The organism is Agromyces sp. NPDC055661 (genome assembly GCF_053618135.1).
This window is the reverse complement of sequence record NZ_JBSHHC010000001.1, coordinates 895,890-914,079: the sequence shown is the minus strand read 5'-3', so window position 1 is coordinate 914,079 and position 18,190 is coordinate 895,890. Positions and strand designations below refer to the sequence as shown.

17 protein-coding genes are annotated in these 18,190 nt (G+C 71.6%); 11 read left to right on the top strand and 6 right to left on the bottom strand.

Translation table 11 applies throughout. The features are described 5' to 3' along the window. Positions 1 to 192 precede the first annotated feature (192 nt). The 8 genes from ACWGO8_RS04180 (at position 193) to ACWGO8_RS04145 (ending at position 9,012) form a co-directional block, all read left to right on the top strand. Positions 193 to 645: a GNAT family N-acetyltransferase gene (locus ACWGO8_RS04180; RefSeq protein WP_452041869.1), complete on the top strand. Its 453-nt coding sequence runs from the start codon at positions 193 to 195 to the stop codon at positions 643 to 645. 112 nt (positions 646 to 757) lie between these two features. Then, positions 758 to 2,176 (top strand): DUF222 domain-containing protein, encoded by a 1,419-nt coding sequence (locus ACWGO8_RS04175; RefSeq protein ID WP_452041868.1) that lies wholly within the window; start codon positions 758 to 760, stop codon positions 2,174 to 2,176. A gap of 98 nt (positions 2,177 to 2,274) precedes the next feature. Then, positions 2,275 to 2,910, top strand: coding sequence for an MEDS domain-containing protein (locus ACWGO8_RS04170; RefSeq protein WP_452041867.1), 636 nt, complete (start codon positions 2,275 to 2,277; stop codon positions 2,908 to 2,910). A 13-nt stretch (positions 2,911 to 2,923) separates the two neighbouring features. Next, a complete protein-coding gene (locus ACWGO8_RS04165; RefSeq protein WP_452041866.1) occupies positions 2,924 to 3,868 on the top strand; it encodes a helix-turn-helix domain-containing protein in 945 nt (314 codons plus the stop codon). A 164-nt stretch (positions 3,869 to 4,032) separates the two neighbouring features. Further along, positions 4,033 to 5,253 carry an epoxide hydrolase family protein gene (locus ACWGO8_RS04160; RefSeq protein WP_452041865.1) on the top strand — a complete coding sequence of 407 codons (1,221 nt, stop codon included), beginning with the start codon at positions 4,033 to 4,035 and terminating at the stop codon, positions 5,251 to 5,253. A 20-nt stretch (positions 5,254 to 5,273) separates the two neighbouring features. Continuing rightward, positions 5,274 to 6,188 carry an alpha/beta fold hydrolase gene (locus ACWGO8_RS04155; RefSeq protein WP_452043516.1) on the top strand — a complete coding sequence of 305 codons (915 nt, stop codon included), beginning with the start codon at positions 5,274 to 5,276 and terminating at the stop codon, positions 6,186 to 6,188. 27 nt (positions 6,189 to 6,215) lie between these two features. Next, positions 6,216 to 7,298, top strand: a complete 1,083-nt coding sequence (locus ACWGO8_RS04150) for a thioredoxin (RefSeq protein WP_452041864.1) — start codon at positions 6,216 to 6,218, stop codon at positions 7,296 to 7,298. Between the two features lie 49 nt (positions 7,299 to 7,347). Then, positions 7,348 to 9,012 (top strand): Na+/H+ antiporter, encoded by a 1,665-nt coding sequence (locus ACWGO8_RS04145; RefSeq protein ID WP_452041863.1) that lies wholly within the window; start codon positions 7,348 to 7,350, stop codon positions 9,010 to 9,012. Here the strand turns inward: ACWGO8_RS04145 and ACWGO8_RS04140 are convergent. Genes ACWGO8_RS04140 through ACWGO8_RS04130 form a run of 3 tightly spaced genes read right to left on the bottom strand, consistent with a single transcriptional unit; the run spans position 8,969 to position 11,362 of the window. Beyond that, the gene (locus ACWGO8_RS04140; protein ID WP_452041862.1) at positions 8,969 to 9,691 is read right to left on the bottom strand and encodes a CE1759 family FMN reductase; all 723 of its coding nucleotides are present in this window, start codon (positions 9,689 to 9,691) and stop codon (positions 8,969 to 8,971) included. The genes ACWGO8_RS04145 and ACWGO8_RS04140 overlap by 44 nt on opposite strands. Continuing rightward, positions 9,663 to 10,169: a MarR family winged helix-turn-helix transcriptional regulator gene (locus ACWGO8_RS04135; protein ID WP_452041861.1), complete on the bottom strand. Its 507-nt coding sequence runs from the start codon at positions 10,167 to 10,169 to the stop codon at positions 9,663 to 9,665. Before ACWGO8_RS04135 ends, ACWGO8_RS04140 begins: the two co-directional genes overlap by 29 nt. Before the next feature lie 5 nt (positions 10,170 to 10,174). Continuing rightward, positions 10,175 to 11,362, bottom strand: a complete 1,188-nt coding sequence (locus ACWGO8_RS04130) for a CE1758 family FMN-dependent luciferase-like monooxygenase (protein WP_452041860.1) — start codon at positions 11,360 to 11,362, stop codon at positions 10,175 to 10,177. Positions 11,363 to 11,511: 149 nt separating this feature from the next. Here ACWGO8_RS04130 and ACWGO8_RS04125 point away from each other — a divergent pair, with 149 nt between their 5' ends. After that, on the top strand, positions 11,512 to 12,402 hold the full coding sequence (locus tag ACWGO8_RS04125) for an alpha/beta fold hydrolase (RefSeq protein WP_452041859.1): 891 nt from the start codon (positions 11,512 to 11,514) through the stop codon (positions 12,400 to 12,402). 15 nt (positions 12,403 to 12,417) lie between these two features. Here ACWGO8_RS04125 and ACWGO8_RS04120 read toward each other — a convergent pair whose 3' ends face one another. Continuing rightward, complete coding sequence (locus ACWGO8_RS04120; RefSeq protein ID WP_452041858.1) at positions 12,418 to 13,362, bottom strand: DUF389 domain-containing protein; 945 nt, start codon at positions 13,360 to 13,362, stop codon at positions 12,418 to 12,420. A gap of 62 nt (positions 13,363 to 13,424) precedes the next feature. Then, on the bottom strand, positions 13,425 to 14,474 hold the full coding sequence (locus ACWGO8_RS04115) for an NADPH:quinone reductase (RefSeq protein ID WP_452041857.1): 1,050 nt from the start codon (positions 14,472 to 14,474) through the stop codon (positions 13,425 to 13,427). 69 nt (positions 14,475 to 14,543) lie between these two features. On the opposite strand from ACWGO8_RS04115, the gene ACWGO8_RS04110 reads away from it, so the two are divergent. Together ACWGO8_RS04110 and ACWGO8_RS04105 are read left to right on the top strand one after the other, a co-directional pair. After that, the gene (locus tag ACWGO8_RS04110) at positions 14,544 to 15,023 is read left to right on the top strand and encodes a dehydrogenase (protein ID WP_452041856.1); all 480 of its coding nucleotides are present in this window, start codon (positions 14,544 to 14,546) and stop codon (positions 15,021 to 15,023) included. After that, positions 15,020 to 16,102: a winged helix DNA-binding domain-containing protein gene (locus ACWGO8_RS04105; RefSeq protein ID WP_452041855.1), complete on the top strand. Its 1,083-nt coding sequence runs from the start codon at positions 15,020 to 15,022 to the stop codon at positions 16,100 to 16,102. Before ACWGO8_RS04110 ends, ACWGO8_RS04105 begins: the two co-directional genes overlap by 4 nt. On the opposite strand, the gene ACWGO8_RS04100 is transcribed toward ACWGO8_RS04105, so the two are convergent. Beyond that, a complete protein-coding gene (locus ACWGO8_RS04100) occupies positions 16,099 to 18,105 on the bottom strand; it encodes an acyl-CoA dehydrogenase family protein (protein ID WP_452041854.1) in 2,007 nt (668 codons plus the stop codon). The genes ACWGO8_RS04105 and ACWGO8_RS04100 overlap by 4 nt on opposite strands. Positions 18,106 to 18,190: the final 85 nt, after the last annotated feature.

The following is an 18,190-nucleotide window of genomic DNA, read 5'->3' as shown; positions in this document are numbered from 1 at the left end:
CGGCACCTCCTTCCCAGTGGTCTCAGGTCTACGCCCGAGGCGGTGGGGCGTCAATGGAAGTGAGGAAAGCTCAGTAGAGCGCGGCGCTGTGCCGGGCTATTCTCGTCGGCACGGCGCTGTCACAATGGCGTCATCTGACTGGTCCTCGTTCGTAGCCGGCCGGCCGAGCCGAGGACGGAGCGGAGGGGCGCGATGAGCACAGGCGATGGTTCCGAGCGGTTCGAGTACACCGATCGGGCGGGGTATCCAGACGGCAGTGGCACGCTCGACGAGGGAACCGCGGCATTGGTCGACGAGGTGACGGCCGATGCGCTGCGTGCCGTCGACACGCCGTCGGAGGACGCCGACGCCGAGATCGAGGTGCATCGGTACGACGACCGCGGCGTGTTCGCCGCGACGCTGGGGGGTCGCGAGATCGCGACGGTGCGCTTCGACGTCGATGGCGATCGGCTCACCCTGATCACGACGACGGTCGAACCCGAGTTCCGCGGCCGCGGCATCGCGACCGACCTGATCGCCGACGTGCTCGACGACCTCCGCGATGGCGACGAGCAGCTCACCGTGCTCTGCCCGGTCGTGACCGCCTTCATCAAGGGGAATCCGGAGTACTCGGATCTGCTCGATCGGATCGGATCGGATCGATAGCGTCTTCTCCGGGTTCATCACTTCGCCCGCCGGGCGTTGGTAGACAAATTTACTGATCAACGGTGATTTCGGGCGCGTCCACGATGTCGGTGGGTCGTGGTGGAATCGGAGTGTGAAGCCTCCGATCGTACGTCCCGCCACGGCGTCGATCGAGCATGATCTCGAAGCCGAGCTGTCCGACGATCTCGGCTCCATCGTGGCGCTCGAGCGCATCGTCCGGGTCGCCCAGGCGGAGCAGCTGCGGCTGGTCCGCCGCGCCCGTGACCGAGCGGCGTTGCTCGACGGGGTGCACGACGGCAGCACCTCGAGCGATCGCGAGTTCGCGACCCGATCCTTCATCGCAGAGCTCGCGACGACGCTCGTCGTCGCGGAGGCGCGGGCCTCGGGCATGGTCGGCGACGCCGCGCGACTCGTCGAGCTGCCCGCGACGGCTGCGGCGTTCACGGCGGGCGATCTCGGGCTCGCGCACGTGCGCACGGTCATGGAGGTCACCTCAGGGGCGTCCGCCGAGCTCACGGCCCGACTCGAGCACGAGGCGATCGAGCGGGCGCCGCGCCAGACGAACGCCTCGCTACGTCGCAGCCTCCGCCGAATGCGCGAACGTCTCGAACCGCAGCCGCTCGAGGAACGCCACACGGCGGCCGAGGCCGACCGCCGCGTGTGCGTCGACCCCGCGGCCGACGGCATGGCTTGGCTCAGCGTCTTCATGCAGGCCGAGCGCGCCTACGCGATCAAGGCGCGGCTCGACGCGATCGTCGAGCGTGCGGCCGAGGCGGATGCCGCGAGCACGTCCACCGCCGCAGCCGTCACGGATGCCGCCTCCCTCAGCGGTGCCGTGGTCGGTGCGTCGTTGGGCCCGGGTGCACCCGCTGCGGCATCCGTCGCTCGGCCAGACCACCGCACCCTGACCCAGCGCGTCGCCGACCTCGTCGGAGACCTGCTGCTCTCCGGAACCCTCGAGGGCGACCTGACCGGCTTCACCGCCCTCGGCGCGGTCACGCCGCGCATCCTGGTGACGGTGCCCGTGCTGTCGCTGCTGGGGCAGACGAACGAGCCGGCCGAACTCGACGGCTACGGGCCCATCGACGCCGAGACCGCCCGCCGCATCGCCGTGCACGCCCCGAGCTTCCAGCGCATCCTCACGCATCCCGAGACCGGCGCGTTCCTCTCCTACGGCCGCACGTCGTACCGCGTGCCCGCCGATCTCGCCGGCTACCTCGCCGTGCGCGATGGTCGCTGTCGCTTCCCGGGCTGCGGGCGCCGCGCGCGTTCCGCCGACATCGACCACACGGTCGACTGGGCCCACGGTGGCTCGACCAGCCACGAGAACCTCGCGCATCTGTGCCGCAAGCATCACCGCCTCAAGCATCGAACCCGCTGGCGGGTGACGCAGGAGCCAGGCGGCGTCATCCGTTGGACCTCACCGGCCGGCCACGTCCTCCGCACGTACCCCGAGCGGCCGTTCATCGCGGTGCCGCCCGACGCGGCGCCCGGAGCCGAGCCTGGTGAGGCGACGGGCCGAGCCGCGTGAACGGTCCGCCGTCGGCCGCCGCGCGACGGCGTTCATTGTCGGCGTACACCGGGGTGCGATATCCTCGCGCCCAACTCGGGGGAGATCGGAAGCGCGACATGGCAACTGATGGAGGGAGCGCGGACGATCCCGTCACGTTCGCAGGCGGGGTGCTCGATCCCTATCGCCACGTGTGCGCGTTCGTGAACGACCCCGGCGAGGTGAATGCCGTGCTCGATCCGTTCATCAGGCAGGGCATCGACGGCGGCGATCGACTGCTCTACCTCGTCGATCCCGCCGACACGGCCGCGCCCGTCAACCGGCTCCGGCACCTCGGGTACGACGCCGGAGCGCTGCTCGAGGACCACCAGGCCGAGGTGCGGACCTGGAAGGACACGTACCTGCGGGGCGGCACGTTCGACCAGAGCTCCATGCTCGAACTGCTCGACGGGATGCTCCTCGGGCAGCAGGCGCCGCGCATCCGCATGGTGTGCGACATGGGCTGGGCGGCATCCGATCACGAAGGGGTCACCGAGGAGCTCATCGAGTTCGAGGCGAAGGCCAACTTCATCCACGCCCACCACGAGCACATCGTGATCTGCTCCTACGACGTGACGAAGTTCGACGGCGCGTTCATCATCGACATCCTGCGCACCCATCCCATGGTGCTGCTGGGCGGCATCCTGCAGGAGAACCCGTTCTTCATCCCGCCGTCGGAGTTCCTGGCGGAGCGGGGCGTGCAGGCGACCGGCTGAGGGTCGAGTGGCCATGGATGCCGCGTCGATCGACGGAGTACCCCAGCCCGAGCCCGACGGCGGCACGGGCCCCGACGTGCGGCGGTGGATGCGGGACATGGCCGCGCTCCACGCGCTCCCCGCGCTGTGGGTGGACCACGAGCCGAACGAGATCGCCGCGGGCCTGTTGAGCGTGCTGTTCGGTGTGCTCGAGCTCGACGGCGCATACGCGCGCTTCGAGGACCCCCGGGACGGCGGTCCTCCGCTCGAGACCTGGCGTCCGTCGGGAGCGGAGCCGCCGGCGGACGTGCGCATCGCGCTCGATTCGGGCGACGCACCGGCACCGGGCATCACGACGACCGAGGTCGAGGACGCGGACGGCGGTCGGCACCGGGTCACGCGCCTCCCGGTCGCGCTGCCGTGGGAGCGGGGCATGGTGGTCGTGTCGGCGGCCCGGTCCGTCTTCCCGACCGAGCGGGAGACGCACCTCCTGCGCACCGCCGTGGGCCAGGCCGCGATCGCGATCCACACCGCGCGGCGGATCGCGCGCGAGCAGGCCGCGAGAGCCGCCGCCGAGGCGACGCTCGCGCGGCAGGGCGAGCTCCTCCGGTCGCTCGTCGACGAGGTCGGGCCGACGCTGGAGTCGCTCGCCTCCATCACCCGGCGAGCCGAGGAGGCGGCGAGGCTGAGCGTCGCCGGGGGTCCCGGCGACTGGTCGGGTCGTGAGCTCGACGGCCCCGCGCCGGCGGCAGCCCGCCACGGCGACGGGCCGGCCCCACGCACCCCGCTGCCGCTGACCCGCCGCGAGACCGAGGTGCTGGGGCTCCTCGCGCAGGGATTGAACAACCGCGAGATCGCCGGCGTCATGTGGCTCAGCGACCGCACCGTCGAACGCCACATCACGAGCCTGTACCGCAAGATCGGCGTCGCCCGCCGGAGCGAGGCGACCGCGTTCGCCCTCCGGCACGGCCTCGGCTGACGCGATCTCGCGCGCCGCCGAATTGAGGGGTTCCCCTCAATTTCCGCCGAAGCCGCCACCGGAGTCGCGGAGGAGCACGGACGCCGCCGCGCTCGAATCGCGGGAGCCTCGAGGTACGGGCATCGACCGAAGCGGTCGGACCCGGCAGACCGAAGGAGCACACCATGACCATCACCGAATCCGGTTCCGGCAGCGCCGCGTCGAGCGACCCGACCACGATCCGCCCGTTCACCGTCGAGATCCCGCAGGCCGAGGTCGACGACATGTACCGCCGGGTCCGCGAGACCCGCCTGCCCGAGCGGGAGACCGTCGGGGACGCCTCCCAGGGCGTGCAGCTCGACGTGATCGAGGAGCTCGCGAAGCGCTGGGGCGACGGCCACGACTGGCGCGACGTGGAGGCGCGGCTCAACGCGCTGCCGCAGTTCGTCACCGAGATCGACGGCCTCGACATCCACTTCATCCACGTGCGCTCCCCGCACGAGGACGCGCTGCCGTTGATCGTCACCCACGGCTGGCCCGGCTCGATCATCGAGCAGCTCAAGATCGTCGGTCCGCTGACCGATCCCACGGCGCACGGCGCGAGCGCGTCCGACGCGTTCCACCTCGTCATCCCGTCACTGCCCGGACACGGCTTCTCGGGCAAGCCCGAGGCGACCGGCTGGGACCCGATCCGCATCGCGAAGGCGTGGGTCGAGCTCATGGACCGACTCGGCTACGACCGCTACGTCGCGCAGGGCGGCGACTGGGGCAATGCCGTCACCGAGCAGATGGCACTCCTGAAGCCGGCCGGCCTCGTCGGCATCCACACGAACATGGCCGCGACCATCCCCGACGCCATCCAGACCGCGCTCGAGGACCACGAGGCGGCGCCCGCCGACCTGTCGTCGGAGGAGCGGTACGCGTGGGACCAGCTCGAGTTCTTCTACGCGCACGGGCTCGCGTACGCCCAGGAGATGGGCAACCGCCCGCAGACGCTCTACGCGCTCGCCGACTCGCCGGTCGGCCTCGCCGCATGGATGCTCGATCACGACGCTCGAAGCTACGACCTCATCGCGCGCGTGTTCGCCGGGGCATCCGAGGGCCTGACCGTCGACGACGTGCTCGACAACGTCTCGCTGTACTGGCTCACGAACACCGCCGTCTCGTCCGCACGGCTGTACTGGGAGAGCAAGCTCGCGTTCTTCGCGCCCAAGGGCGTGACCATCCCGACCGCGGTCAGCGTCTTCCCCGACGAGATCTACGCCGCGCCGCGCAGCTGGGCGACCGAGGCGTACCCGAACCTCATCCACTTCAACCGACTCGACCGCGGCGGCCACTTCGCGGCCTGGGAGCAGCCCGAGCTGTTCTCGCAGGAGATGCGCGCCGCCTTCCGGTCGCTGCGCTGAGGCGGGCTGCGGTGACCGAGATGGACGCCGAGCCGACGCTCGGACCGATCGTGCAGGTCGAGGCCGGCGAGCTGAGCGTCGGCCTGGCCGACCTCGGTCCGGCTGACGGCCCGGCGGTCCTGCTCCTGCACGGCTGGCCGTACGACGTGCACAGCTACGCGGATGCCGCGCCGCTCCTCGCTGCGGCAGGGTATCGCGTGCTCGTGCCGCACCTCCGCGGGTACGGCACCACGACGTTCCGATCGCCGGAGGCGTTCCGGAACGGCCAGCAGGCGGTGTTCGCCCTGGACGCGATCGCCCTCATGGACGCGCTGGGCATCGCGGATGCGGTCGTCGCCGGCTTCGACTGGGGCGCCCGCACCGCGAACATCCTCGCGGCCCTCTGGCCCGAGCGAGTGCGCGGGCACGTCTCGGTGAGCGGGTACCTCATCGGAAGCCGCGCGGCCAACGCGCAGCCGCTCCCGCCCGCGGCCGAGCTCGCCTGGTGGTACCAGTTCTACTTCGCCACCGAGCGCGGTCGGGCCGGCTACGACCGGCATCGTCGCGAGTTCGCCCGGCTGATCTGGCAGACCGCGTCGCCGAACTGGGCGTTCGACGACGCCACGTTCGCCCGCAGCGCGGCATCCTTCGACAACCCCGACCACGTCGAGATCGTGATCCACAACTACCGATGGCGACTGGGACTTGCGGACGGCGCGCCGCAGCACGACGATCTGGAGCGAAGGCTGGCCGAGCGGCCGCCGATCTCCGTTCCCACCATCACCATGGAGGGCGATGCCAATGGCGCCCCGCACCCGGATGCCGCGTCGTACCGCGACGCGTTCACGGGCGCGTACGAGCACCGGCTCGTCACCGGCGGCGTCGGGCACGACCTCCCGCAGGAGGCGCCGCGCGCTTTCGCGGACGCGGTGATCGACGTCGACCGGTCCGCCTGACCGATCCACCCCACATTGGAGGCAGTCATGTCCGATGAACCCCGCAGCGACGATTCCGCCGCCGACGCCGTGATCGAACGGGAGGGCCGCGGCGGGCTCTTCCGCTCCCTCGCCCACCGCCTGGCGGGCGACCAGAACGTGCTCCCCGACGAAGGGCGCTTGCCGTCGTTCGGCCGGGCGACGAGCTGGCTCAACTCCGAACCGCTGACGGCCGAGGGCCTTCGCGGGCGGGTCGTGCTGGTGGACTTCTGGACCTACACCTGCATCAACTGGCTGCGGACCCTTCCGTACCTGCGGGCGTGGGCCGACAAGTACGAGGACGCCGGGTTGACCATCGTCGGCGTGCACACGCCGGAGTTCGGCTTCGAGTCGGACCTGCGGAACGTGACGCTGCAAACCCGCAACCTCGGGGTGCGCTACCCGGTCGCCGTCGACAGCGACTACGGCGTCTGGAACGACTTCGCGAACCACTACTGGCCCGCGATCTACCTCGCCGACGCGAACGGCCGGCTGCGGTTCCACCACTTCGGCGAGGGCGAGTACGCCATGACCGAGATGGCGATCCAGCAGCTCCTCATGGAGGCCGGGGCGTCGGACCTCGACACCGACCTCGTGATGGTCGAGCCGCAGGGACTCGAGGTCGCGGCCGACTGGCGCTCGCTCGGGTCGCCGGAGACGTACCTCGGCTACCGGCAGAGCAGCGGCTTCGTCTCGGAGCAGTCGGAGCACTACGACCGTCCGCACCTCTACGCCGGAGGGCGCCGGCTCCTGCGGAACACGTGGGACCTCACGGGCGACTGGACGGTCGCGAGCCACGCCGCCGTGCTGAACGAGCCGAACGGGAAGATCTCCTTCGCCTTCCACGCCCGCGACGTCAACCTCGTGATGGGACCTGCGCAGGCTGGGGCCTCCGTGCCGTTCCGGGTCACCCTCGACGGTCACCCGGTGGGCGACGCCGGAGGCACCGACGTCGACGCCGACGGCCTCGGCGTGGTCACCGAGCAGAACACGTACCAGCTGGTGCGCCAGCCGGGTCGGGTCGGGGATTCCGTGTTCGAGATCGAGTTCCTCGAGGCGGGCGTCGAGGCATACTGCTTCACGTTCGGGTGATCCTCCGCATGCGGCATCCGTCGGGCATCGATGCACGGGGAGGCGGAGCGTGAATCCCGTGGCGGCGGTCGTCTGGAGCGTGGCGTTCGTCGTCGTCACGGTGTCGGTCACGGGGCTGGCGCGGCGGCTGGGGTGGTCCGCCCCGGTCATCCTCGTGGCAGTGGGCGGACTCGCCTCGTACGTGCCGTTCGTTCCGCAGATCGAGATCGAGCCCGAGCTCGTGCTCTACGGGGTACTCCCGCCGCTGCTCTTCGCGGAAGCCGTCCGCACCTCGTTCATCGACGTGCGCAAACGCCGCGACAGCATCCTCGCGCTCTCGATCGGCACGGTGGTGTTCACCGTCGTCGTGGTCGGCTTCACGACGTCTGCGCTCCTGCCGGCGATCGGGCTCGCCGCGGCGTTCGCCTTCGCCGCAGTGGTGGCGCCGACCGACACGGTCGCCGTGTCCGCGATCGCCGGCCGGATCGGCTTGCCGCGACGCGTCGTGACGGTCCTCGAGGGCGAGAGCCTGCTCAACGACGCGGCCGCCCTCGTCGCGCTGAACGCGGCCATCCTCGCCATGTCGGCGACCGTGACCCCGTTGTTCATCGCCGGAGAGTTCGTGCTCGCGGTGGTCGCCGGCGTCGCGGTGGGCCTCGCGGTCGGGTGGGTGATGGGGCGGATCCGGTCGCGGCTGCGATCCCCGGTGCTCGACACGTGCCTCGCGCTGATCACCCCGTACCTCGCGTTCATCGCCGCCGAGGCGGTGCTCGGCTCGGGGGTGCTGGCCGTGGTCATCGCCGGCCTGTACCTCGGCTACCGGTCGCCGGTCGTCCAGTCGGCCGAGGCCCGCATCGCGGAGTCGCTCAACTGGCGAACGATCCAGTTCCTCCTCGAGAACGCCGTCTTCCTGTTCATCGGGCTGAACCTCTCGAGCATCCTCACCGGCGCCATCGAGACGGGGCCCGGCCTTTGGCCCACCATCGGGATCAGCGTCGTCATCCTGGTCGCGCTGGTGGTGGCGCGCTTCGTCTTCGTCCTGGCGGTCACGCTCGCGTTCCGGCGAGGCCCGCGACGGCTGCGCGAGCAGCACGTGCAGTGGCGGAATGCGATCGCCATCGCCGCCGCGAGCGTGCGCGGCGTGGTCACGCTCGCGGCGGTGTTCCTGCTGCCGCCGGACACGCCCGACCGGGAGTTCCTGCAGTTCCTGGCGTTCGTGGTGGTCGTCGGCACGCTGCTCGGCGGCCTGGCACTGCCCACCATCGTGCGCTGGCTGAAGCTCCCGCCGCCGAACCGCGACCAGGAGCGGATGGAATGGCAGGTGCTCATGGCCGAGGCGCAGGCCGCAGGCCTGGCGCGGCTCGACGCCGAGGTGACGGATGCCGACGAGGAACGCGTGGTCTCGCAGCTGCGCGTCAACGCGACGCTCATCGCCGAGTCGATCGAGCGGCGTTCGGTCGACCTCGAGTCGGAGTCGCTGCTCGCCGCCTACGCCCGGCTCCGGCGGGTCATGATCCAGGCCGAGCGCGATGCGGTGCTGGCCGCGCGGATGGACGGTCGCTTCCCGGAGCCCGCCGTCAAGGCGGTGCTCCGGGCGATCGACGCCGAGGAGCTGTCGTTGCGCGCGAGCGCGACGGGGCAGGAGCCGGGGCCGTCGCCGTCGCCGTCGCCGTCCGCGGAAGCTCCGCCCGTCAGCGGCGCCCGCCGGCGGCGAGCCTCATCAGATCGGTGCTGAAGTCGACGTCGGCGACCGTCCGCTCGGCGTTCGTCGCATTCCCCGAGAACCGGTGCTGATAGCCCGACCAGCCGTCGTCGGCGATCGATCGTCCCACGCCGCTGCGCACCAGCAGGGCGAGTTCCGACGCCGCGCGGGCGATGCGGTCGGCGAGGGTCGTCGATCCCCAGTCGTCGGGCGCCGCGAACAGCGACGTCGGGACGGGCATGGCGCGCAGGAACGCGAAGAGCGGCCGGAGCTGCTCGTCGACGACCATCGCGTGCCGCGCCGTGCCGGCGGTGGCCGCCAGGATGACGGGCTTGGCGATGAGCAGGTCGTCGTCGAGCAGGTCGGCGAACGACTTGAACAGTCCGCTGATGCCGGCCTTGTAGACGGGCGTGCTCGCGATCACGGCGTCGGCTCCGGCGAGGAGCTCGATCGCCGCCTGCACGCGCGGACCCGGGAAGCCCGACACGATCGCCTGGGCGATCTCGACCGCGAGCGGGCCGAGTTCGATGACGTTCACGGTCGCGTCGACTCCGGCGTGGCGGAGCAGGTCGATCGTCTTCTGCGCCGTACGGTCCGCGAGGAGGCGGGTCGTGGAGGGCGTGCTCACGCCCGCACTGACGACGACGAGGCGCACCGGGGCGTCCGCGGCATCCGTCACGGGTTCAGGAGCGAGGTTCGGGAGCGTGGTCATGGATGGTCCTTCGCATGGCTCGTTGCTGCACCTCGGCCGCGAGGCCGGAGGCGCCCGAGAGGACGGCGAGGCTGAGGTCGCGCAGCATCGCCAGCTGGGTGGCGTCGAGCGCGCGGCCGAGTGCGACGGCGACGTGGCGGGCGACGCCCGCGCCCACCCTGCGCTGCACGGCCAGGCCCTCGGCGGTGAGGCGGATGCGACGGGCGCGGCCGTCCGCGGCATCCTCGATCCGCTCGACGAAACCGCGGGCCTCGAGGCGGACGATCAGGCGGGACATGCCGCCCTGCGTGATGAGCACGTCGTCGCCCAGCTCGGTGATGCGCAGCCCGTCGGGCTCGGTCGAGAGTGCGAACAGCACGGCGTACTCACGGGTGAGCAGGCCCTCCCAGATGTCGGCGTCGATGAGCTCGCGGGCGATCGTGGCCTGGGCGCGGTAGTACGCCTCCCAGGCCTCGTTCGCGAGTCGCAGGTCGACCATCTCGATCAGGCCACCAGCGGGAAGCGCGCCGGAGCGGCCGGATCGCTGTCCTGGTAGGGCGACGTGCCGGAGAGGTTGTCGCCGCGGTTCGGGTTGGGGCGCGGCTGCCGAGGTTCCGCCTCGCCGTACTTGTCGGCGACGAGGGTCGGATGCGTCGGGGCGTCCGGAACGCCCGGTGCGCGCCGTGCGGCCATCTCCTTCCGGAGCACGGGCACGACCTCGGTGCCGAGGAGCTCGACCTGCTCGAGCGCCATCTCGACCGGCAGCGCGAGGCCGTCGAGGGCGAACAGCTGCCGCTGGTAGTCGCCGAATCCCTCCTGGAACGTGAGGGTCTTGTCGATGACCTCCTGCGGGCTGCCGACGCTGAGCGGGGTGCGCGTCATGAAGTCGTCGAGGGAGCTGCCCTTGAACAGCGGGTACTCCTCGAAGTACGGCCGGAACGCGTCGACCGCGTCCTGCGAGCGCTTCGCGATGAACGCCTGTCCGCCGAGGCCCACGATGGCGTCCTCGCGCCGGCCGTGGCCGTAGTGCTCGTACCGGTCGCGGTAGAAGTCGACGAGCGGCTTGAAGTGGAAGTTGGGTGCGAGCACGTTGTTCGCGAAGTAGCCGTTGCCGTAGTACGCGGCCTGCTCGGCGATCTCGGGCGTGCGGATCGATCCGTGCCAGACGAACGGCGGCACGTCGTCGAGCGGACGCGGCGTCGAGGTGAAGCCCTGCAGTGCAGTGCGGAAGCTGCCCTCCCAGTCGACGACGTCCTCGCGCCAGAGACGGTGCAGCAGGTTGTAGTTCTCGAGCGCGAGGGCCACGCCCTGGCGGATGTCCTTGCCGAACCACGGATACACCGGCACCGTGTTGCCGCGACCCACCATGAGATCGAGCCGGCCCTTCGCCACGTGCTGGAGCATCGCGTAGTCCTCGGCCACCTTGACCGGGTCGTTGGTCGTGATGAGCGTGACGGAGGTGCTCAGGATGATGCGCTTCGTGAGCGCCGCGATGTGCGCGAGCAGGGTGGGCGGTGACGACGGCACGAACGGGGGATTGTGGTGCTCGCCGAGCGCGAACACGTCGAGACCCACCTCGTCGGCCCGTCGGGCGATGCGCACGAGGTTGTCGATGCGCTCCGCCTCGCTCTGCGTGTAGCCGGTGGTGGGGTCGGGGGCGATGTCGCCGACGCTGAAGATGCCGAACTGCATGGGGTCCGCCTTCCTGCGGGGTGCTGCGTGGTTCGTGGTTCGCATGAGTAAACAACATGACTGAGCATGTATTCCCAGCATCATCGTCGTCGTTGCCGCCGTTCTCCTGCCGATACGCCGGCGTCGGCGGGTCGGGGCAGACTGAGCGGATGACGCGGAGCGACGTGCAGCGGATGCGGGTCTCGCGGCCCGACGGGGCGGAGCTGGCGGTCGAGGTGATCGGCGAGGCGGGGCATCCGCCGGTGCTGCTCGTGGCCGGCGCGGACTGCTCGATGGAGTGGTGGCGGCCCGAGTTCTGCGCCCTCCTCGTCGCACGGGGGCTGCGCGTGATCCGCTACGACCAGCGCGGCACGGGGCAGACCACGCTCGGCCCGCCGGGAGGACGGCGCGAGGGACTGCAGACCGCGCTCGAGGATGCGCTCGCCGTGCTCGACGCCGTCGCCGCCGGCGCGGCGAGCGCCGCGCACTGGGTCGGGTTCTCCGCGGGCGGGTGGATCGCGCAGCTCGCGGCGCTCGACCATCCCGACCGGGTGCGGTCGCTGACGCTCGTCTCGACGCGGCCGACGGGTCCCGGGTCGGCCGACGCCGACCTGCCCGAGGTCGCCGATCGACTGGCGGCGACGTGGGAGCATCCGCGGCCCGAGCCCGACTGGAGCGACGAGACGGCCGTCGTCGAGCACTTCATCGAGGTGGATCGCGACTACGCCGGCGACGAGTTCGACGAGGCGCATGAGCGGACCATCTGGACCGCGACCGTGCGGCGGTCGCCCGGGATGCATCGCGACGAGGGCGGTGCCGACGTGTTCGACGCGAACGTGCACTGGCGGGAACGGCTCGGCTCGCTGCGCGTCCCGACGACCGTGCTCCACGGCACCGCGGATCCGCTGTTCCCGATCGGCAACGGCGAAGCGCTCGCGCGCGAGATCCCGGGCGCGCGGTTCGTGCGGCTTCCGGGGGTCGGGCACGAGCTGCCCCCGCGCGCGTGGGGTGCGGTGGCCGAGGCGGTCGCGTCGGCCGCCGCGCGGGCGGGTTCGTCCTAGGATCGGCTGCCCCGGTCAGGACCGCGTTCGAGTGCGCTGGCGCGTCCGCGACATCCGCTGTGCGCCCAGCTGCACCGCCAGGGTGAGCGAGCCCGCGACGACGATCGACGTCAGGTTGATCAGCAGCTGCACGGCCGCGGGTCCCGCTTCGTCCCATGCTCCGACGGACACGGCGATCGCGATCGCCGCGGCGGCCGGGACCGTCGTCACCGAGATGAGCACGCCGATGAGCGCGCCCGACTTCGCGGACGTGAGCGAGAGGATGCCGGCGATGCCCGCCAGGAAGGCCACGATCCAGCTGAGCGCGTCGGGCGACCAGATGAACTCGGTCGACGGATGCGCCTCCAGGAACGGGTTCCCGCGGAACACGCCGACGGCCCGCAGGATCGCCCCGAAGGCGATGGTCACCACGATCGCGAATGCGAATCCGGTGAGGAGCGTCATGACCGAGCGCATCGCGATGCGCGACCGACGTCGGACGATGCCGACCGCGATGGCCGCGAGCGGTCCGAACTCGGGCCCCACCACCATCGCCCCGACGATGAGGATCGGCTGGTCGATCACGACGCCCACCGCTGCGATCATCGTCGCGATCGACATGAACGTGAGGAACGTCCCCGAGAGGCGCACCTCGTCGTTCGTGCGGGCCTCCACCTCCTCCCAGACGACCGCGTCGTCCTCGCCGCCGAAGGCGTCGTCCCGGGTGCTGCGGCCATCGATCCTGAGGTCGAGGTGCTCGGCCGAGATGGAGCCGGACTCGCCGAGCCCGGCGGCCTCCAACCGCTCGAGCAGGTCGCTCGCCTCGGTTCGATCGACGTCGAACAGGACGACATCGCCGGCGGGCGACACCCCGGCACCCGGATGCACGACGAGATTCGTGACCCGAGGGGTCGTGTCGGCGATCGCTGCGTCGACCGCGTCGCGGAGTTGGGGCGGGACGATCAGCCTGACGTGGAGCACGTCGCAAGTCTCGTCGATGGCGGCTGGGGCGACGGCCTGCCACGCCCGATGTGGACGGTCGGTCAGCTCAGCGGCGCTTCCGCGGCATCCGCTGCGACGTCGATGAGCACCTTGCCGACCGTGCCCGCCTCGACCGCGTCGTGCGCCTCGGCCGTTCGCTCGAGCGGGAAGCGCGTCAGTGGCAGCCCGGCGTCCTCGCCGACGGGCAGCGCGCCGTCTTCGAGCGCCCGGGTGATGTCCTCGGCGGCCGCCGTGAGCGCGTCATCGCCGACGGTGTACAGCAGCAGGAACTGGTACCGCACGTTGAGCGAGAAGTGCCGGCGGATGTCGAGGGTCATCTCGCTGCCGCCGTCGGTGGCGTAGACCGACACCGAGCCGTGGTTCGCGAGGACGCGGCTGTTGAGGTCGGCGTTGCGGGCGGGGGAGACCTCGACGACCTGGTCGACGCCGTCGGGCGCGATGGCGCGGATGGCCTTCGCCGCGTCGTCTGCGCGGTAGTTCACGACGTGGTGGGCGCCGGCGGCGCTCGCGAGCGCCGCCTTCTCGGGCGAGCTCACCGTGGTGATGACCCGCGCGCTCGACCAGCTAGCGAGCTGGATCGCCGCGTGCCCGACCGCGCCGGCGCCGCCGGCGACGAGCACCGTACGTCCGTCGAGCGCGCCCGGCCCGAGCCGTGACGGCCCGCCCTCGTGCACCGTGAGGGCACGATGCGCGGTCATGGCGGGCACGCCGAGGGATGCCCCGAGCTCGAAGCCCGCGGCATCCGGCAGGTGCACGACCCGTGCTGCCGGCAGCACCGCGATCTCCTGCGCCGTGCCGGTCGGACGCCCGTGCGCGGCGAGGAACACCCACACCCGGTCGCCGACCGCGAACCCGGTGACGCCCTCCCCGACCGCGTCGACGACGCCCGCGCCGTCCTGGTTCGGCACGACCTCGGGGAACGGCGTCGGCCGACCGGCGCCCGCACCGGCGCGCGCCTTCCAGTCGGTCGGGTTGACGCCCGACACGACGATGCGCACGCGCACCTCGCCGGGTCCCGGCTCGGCGACGTCGCGGTCGACGAGCTGCAGGACGGAGGACGGGCCGGTCTTGGCGTACGCGATCGCTCTCATGCTGAGGGCAACGCCTCCCGAGCGGCGGATCTTCCGCGAGAATGGAACCCGAGGACGAGGGGTTTCGACATGGCTGAGCACGTGACCGATTCGACGACGGATGCCGCGACGCCGCCGGACGAGACCGAGGCGGCCGCCACGCACGATCACGCGCACTACGCGATCGGATGCCCCGAGTGCTTCGAGGAGCTGCAGCAGAACCACGACTGGTGGAAGGCGCGCCCCGAGGGATCGCGGCTCGTCGGCCTCGTGGTGCCCCGCGCCGACATGCCGTCGGTGGTCGAGCAGCGGAACGACCTGACCCGCTTCGGCGTGGCGATCCTCGACTTCAAGCACCCGGCGCCCGAGATGCCCGAGACCTGGGAGCAGCGGCTCGGCCGCCTGTTCGAGACACTGCAGGCCGGCGACGTGCTCGTCGTCTCGAACGAGCGGGCGCTCGGTCGCACGCCCGACGAGGTCGCTCGCACGATCCGCACGCTGCGCCGCCACGACCTCGTCGTGAAAGTGCTCGGCCGCGGAGCGCCGCACCTCGAAGACGCGCGGGCGTGAGGACCGACCGCGACCTGGCGCGCTGGCGGCTGCACTCGCAGCTGCTCGCCGCGCCGGTCACGGCCGCGGAGCAGGTGGTGTCCACCCTCCTCGCGGTGCAGGCCGAGAACCCGTCGCAGTCGGCGTGGGCGGTGGCCACCCGCACCGCCGCGCCCAGTCAGGAGGACCTCGCCGAGGCGATCGCCGACGGTCGCGTGCTCCGCACGCACGTGCTGCGGCCGACCTGGCACTACGTCCACGCGAAGGACGCGCGGTGGCTGCTCGAGCTCACCGCGCCGAGGGTGCTGCCGGTCATCGACCAGCAGCTGCGGCCGCTGGCCGAGCGGATGCCGCAGCTCACCGACGCCGTGAGCGAGATCCTCGCGAGCACCCCCGACCGCACGCGCGGGGAGGTCGCGAGCGAGCTCGCCGAGCGCCGGGCCGACCTCGGCGTCGAGCTCACGGGCCAGCAGCTGATGCTGCTCCTCGGGCACTTCGAGCTGCATGCCCTCGTGTGCAGCGGTGCGCCGCGCGACGGCGAGCACACCTACGCACTCTTCGACGAACGAGTGCCCGCCGCGCAGGCGTTCGACCGCGACGCGGCCCTGACCGAGCTCGCCCGCCGCTACTTCACCTCGCACGGGCCCGCCACCGAGCGCGACCTCGCCTACTGGGCGACGCTCACCCTGACCGACGTGCGCCGCGGCGTCGCCGGCGCCGGCGATGCGCTCGACTCCTTCGAGCACGACGGCCGCACGTTCTGGCACGCGCCCGGCGACGTTCCAGCCGCCGCCGAGCCGGCCGGCCACCTGCTCCAGGTGCTCGACGAGATGTACCGGGGCTACCAGGATTCGCGATGGCTGATCGACGCGGAGGGCCTCGCGTCACGTGCCCGCGAGACCGCGATCGGCATGGCGCTCGTCGATGCGCAGCTCGTCGCCGGGATGCGACGCACGGTCGGCCCGAAGGCGGTCACGTTCGCGCTGTACCCGCACCGTGCCCTGCGCGCACGCGAGCTGGAGTCGGTGCACGACGCCGCCGCCCGATACGCCGAGTTCCTCGGCCTCGAACCGCGCGTCGAGATCGAGGAACGCCCCTAGGCCTCCGTCGTCGGCCGGATGACCCGGCGCGCCACGTTCTCGGCCGCGTCCGCCGGGATCTCCTCGGTGATCCAGGGCCCGGTGCCCTCGCTCACGTCGATGATGCCCTCCTCGAGCCAGGTGTAGCGGCCGTCGAGCACGCGCTCGGCGAGGCGTTCGTCCGTGGCATCCGTGTTGTGCCAGAGCTCGTCGAGCAGCCGTTCGGTGCGGTGCCGCGACTGCTCGGCGAAGGTGGCGGCGAGCTGGTAGGCGGCCTTGCCCTCGTCGGGGGAGTCGGCGGCGATCATCATCGCGCGCACGCACGAGGCCGAGACGGCGAACAGCTCGGCGCCGATGTCGACGACGCGGGCGAGGAAGCCCTGCTTGTGCTCGAGGCCGCCCTGCCAGCGGGCCATCCCGTAGAAGGTCTCGCGGGCGAGCTTGCGGCTCGTGCGCTCCACGTACCGCAGGTGCGGCGCGAGCGCGCCGAACTCGTCGAACGCCGTGGGGATGTCGCCCTTTCCGGCGACGAGCTGCGGGAGCCAGCGGGCGTAGAACCCGCTCGCCGAGACCGCGGCCTTGAGCTTGCCGGCGAGGTCCTGGTGGGGGTCGATCAGGTCGCCCGCGGCCTTGAGGTGCGCATCGACGGCCTCACGCGCGATGAGGAGGCGCATGATCTCGCTCGACCCCTCGAAGATGCGGTTGATGCGCAGGTCGCGGAGCATCTGCTCGGCCGGCACGGCGCGTTCGCCTCGGGCCGCGAGCGACTCGGCCTTCTCGAACCCGCGACCGCCGCGGATCTGCACGAGATCGTCGGCGATGCGCCAGCCCATCTCGGATGCCCACAGCTTGGCGAGCGCCGCCTCGATGCGGATGTCCTTGCGACCCTCGTCGGCGAGCACGCCCGACAGATCGACGACCGCCTCGAGCGCGAACGTCGTCGCGGCGATGAACGCGATCTTGTGCGCGACGGCGGCGTGCTCGCCGATCGGCCTGCCCCACTGCACGCGCGCGTTCGACCACTCGCGCGCGATCTTGAGGCTCCACTTGCCGGCGCCCGCGCAGATCGCGGGGATCGCGAGCCGCCCGGCGTTGAGCGTGGTGAGCGCGATCTTGAGCCCCTCGCCCTCGCGGCCGATGAGGTTCTCCTTGGGCACGCGCACGTTGCGCAGCGACGTCAGCCCGTTCTCGAGGCCACGCAGCCCCATGAACGCGTTCCGCCGGTGCACGGTGATGCCCGGGGCATCCGCTTCGACGATGAAGGCGCTGATGCCGCCGCGGTGATCCTCCGACTTCGGCACGCGCGCCATGACGACGAGCAGCTCGGCGACGACGCCGTTGGTGGTCCAGAGCTTGGTGCCGTCGAGCACGTACTCGGAGCCGTCCTCGCTCGGCACGGCCGTCGCGCGCAGCCGCGCCGGATCGGAGCCGACCTCGGGCTCGGTCAGCAGGAATGCGCTGATCGCGCCGGTCGCGCAACGGGGCAGGTACTGCCGCTTCTGCTCCTCGTTTCCCGCCAGCACGAGGGGTTCGGGCAGTCCCACCGACTGGTGCGCCGAGAGCAGCGCGACGACGGCCGGGCTCACGGTGCCGATCATGGTCAACGCGTGGTTGTAGTAGTACTGCCCGAGCCCGAGGCCGCCGTACTCGACGGGGATCTTCATGCCGAAGCATCCGAGGTCGGCAAGGCCCTGGTAGACCTCGTCGGGGATGCGCGCGTCGCGCTCGATCTGCGCGCTGTCCACCGTGCGCAGGAACGCCTCGAGATCGCGCATGAACTGCTCGCCCCGGTCGCGTCGATCGGGTGCCGGTCGAGGGTGCGGATGGATGAGGGCGAGGTCGAACTGGCCGAGGTAGAGGCCCTTCGCGAAGCTCGGCTTCCGCCATTCCTGCTCGCGGGCGGCCTCGGCGACAGCTCGCGACTGCTGCTCGTCGACGTGCGGCGCCTGCCGGCCGTCGCCGTCGGGCTGCGGCGGTTCGACGCCCTCGGCCGGGGGAACGGTGGACTCTCGGATGGTGGTCACGCCAACCTCCTCGTTCGTGGCCAATCTACGCTCGGGCCCTGGAGGCGGCCACAGGTTGACGGGCGCGGCGGCGTTGCGTACGGCC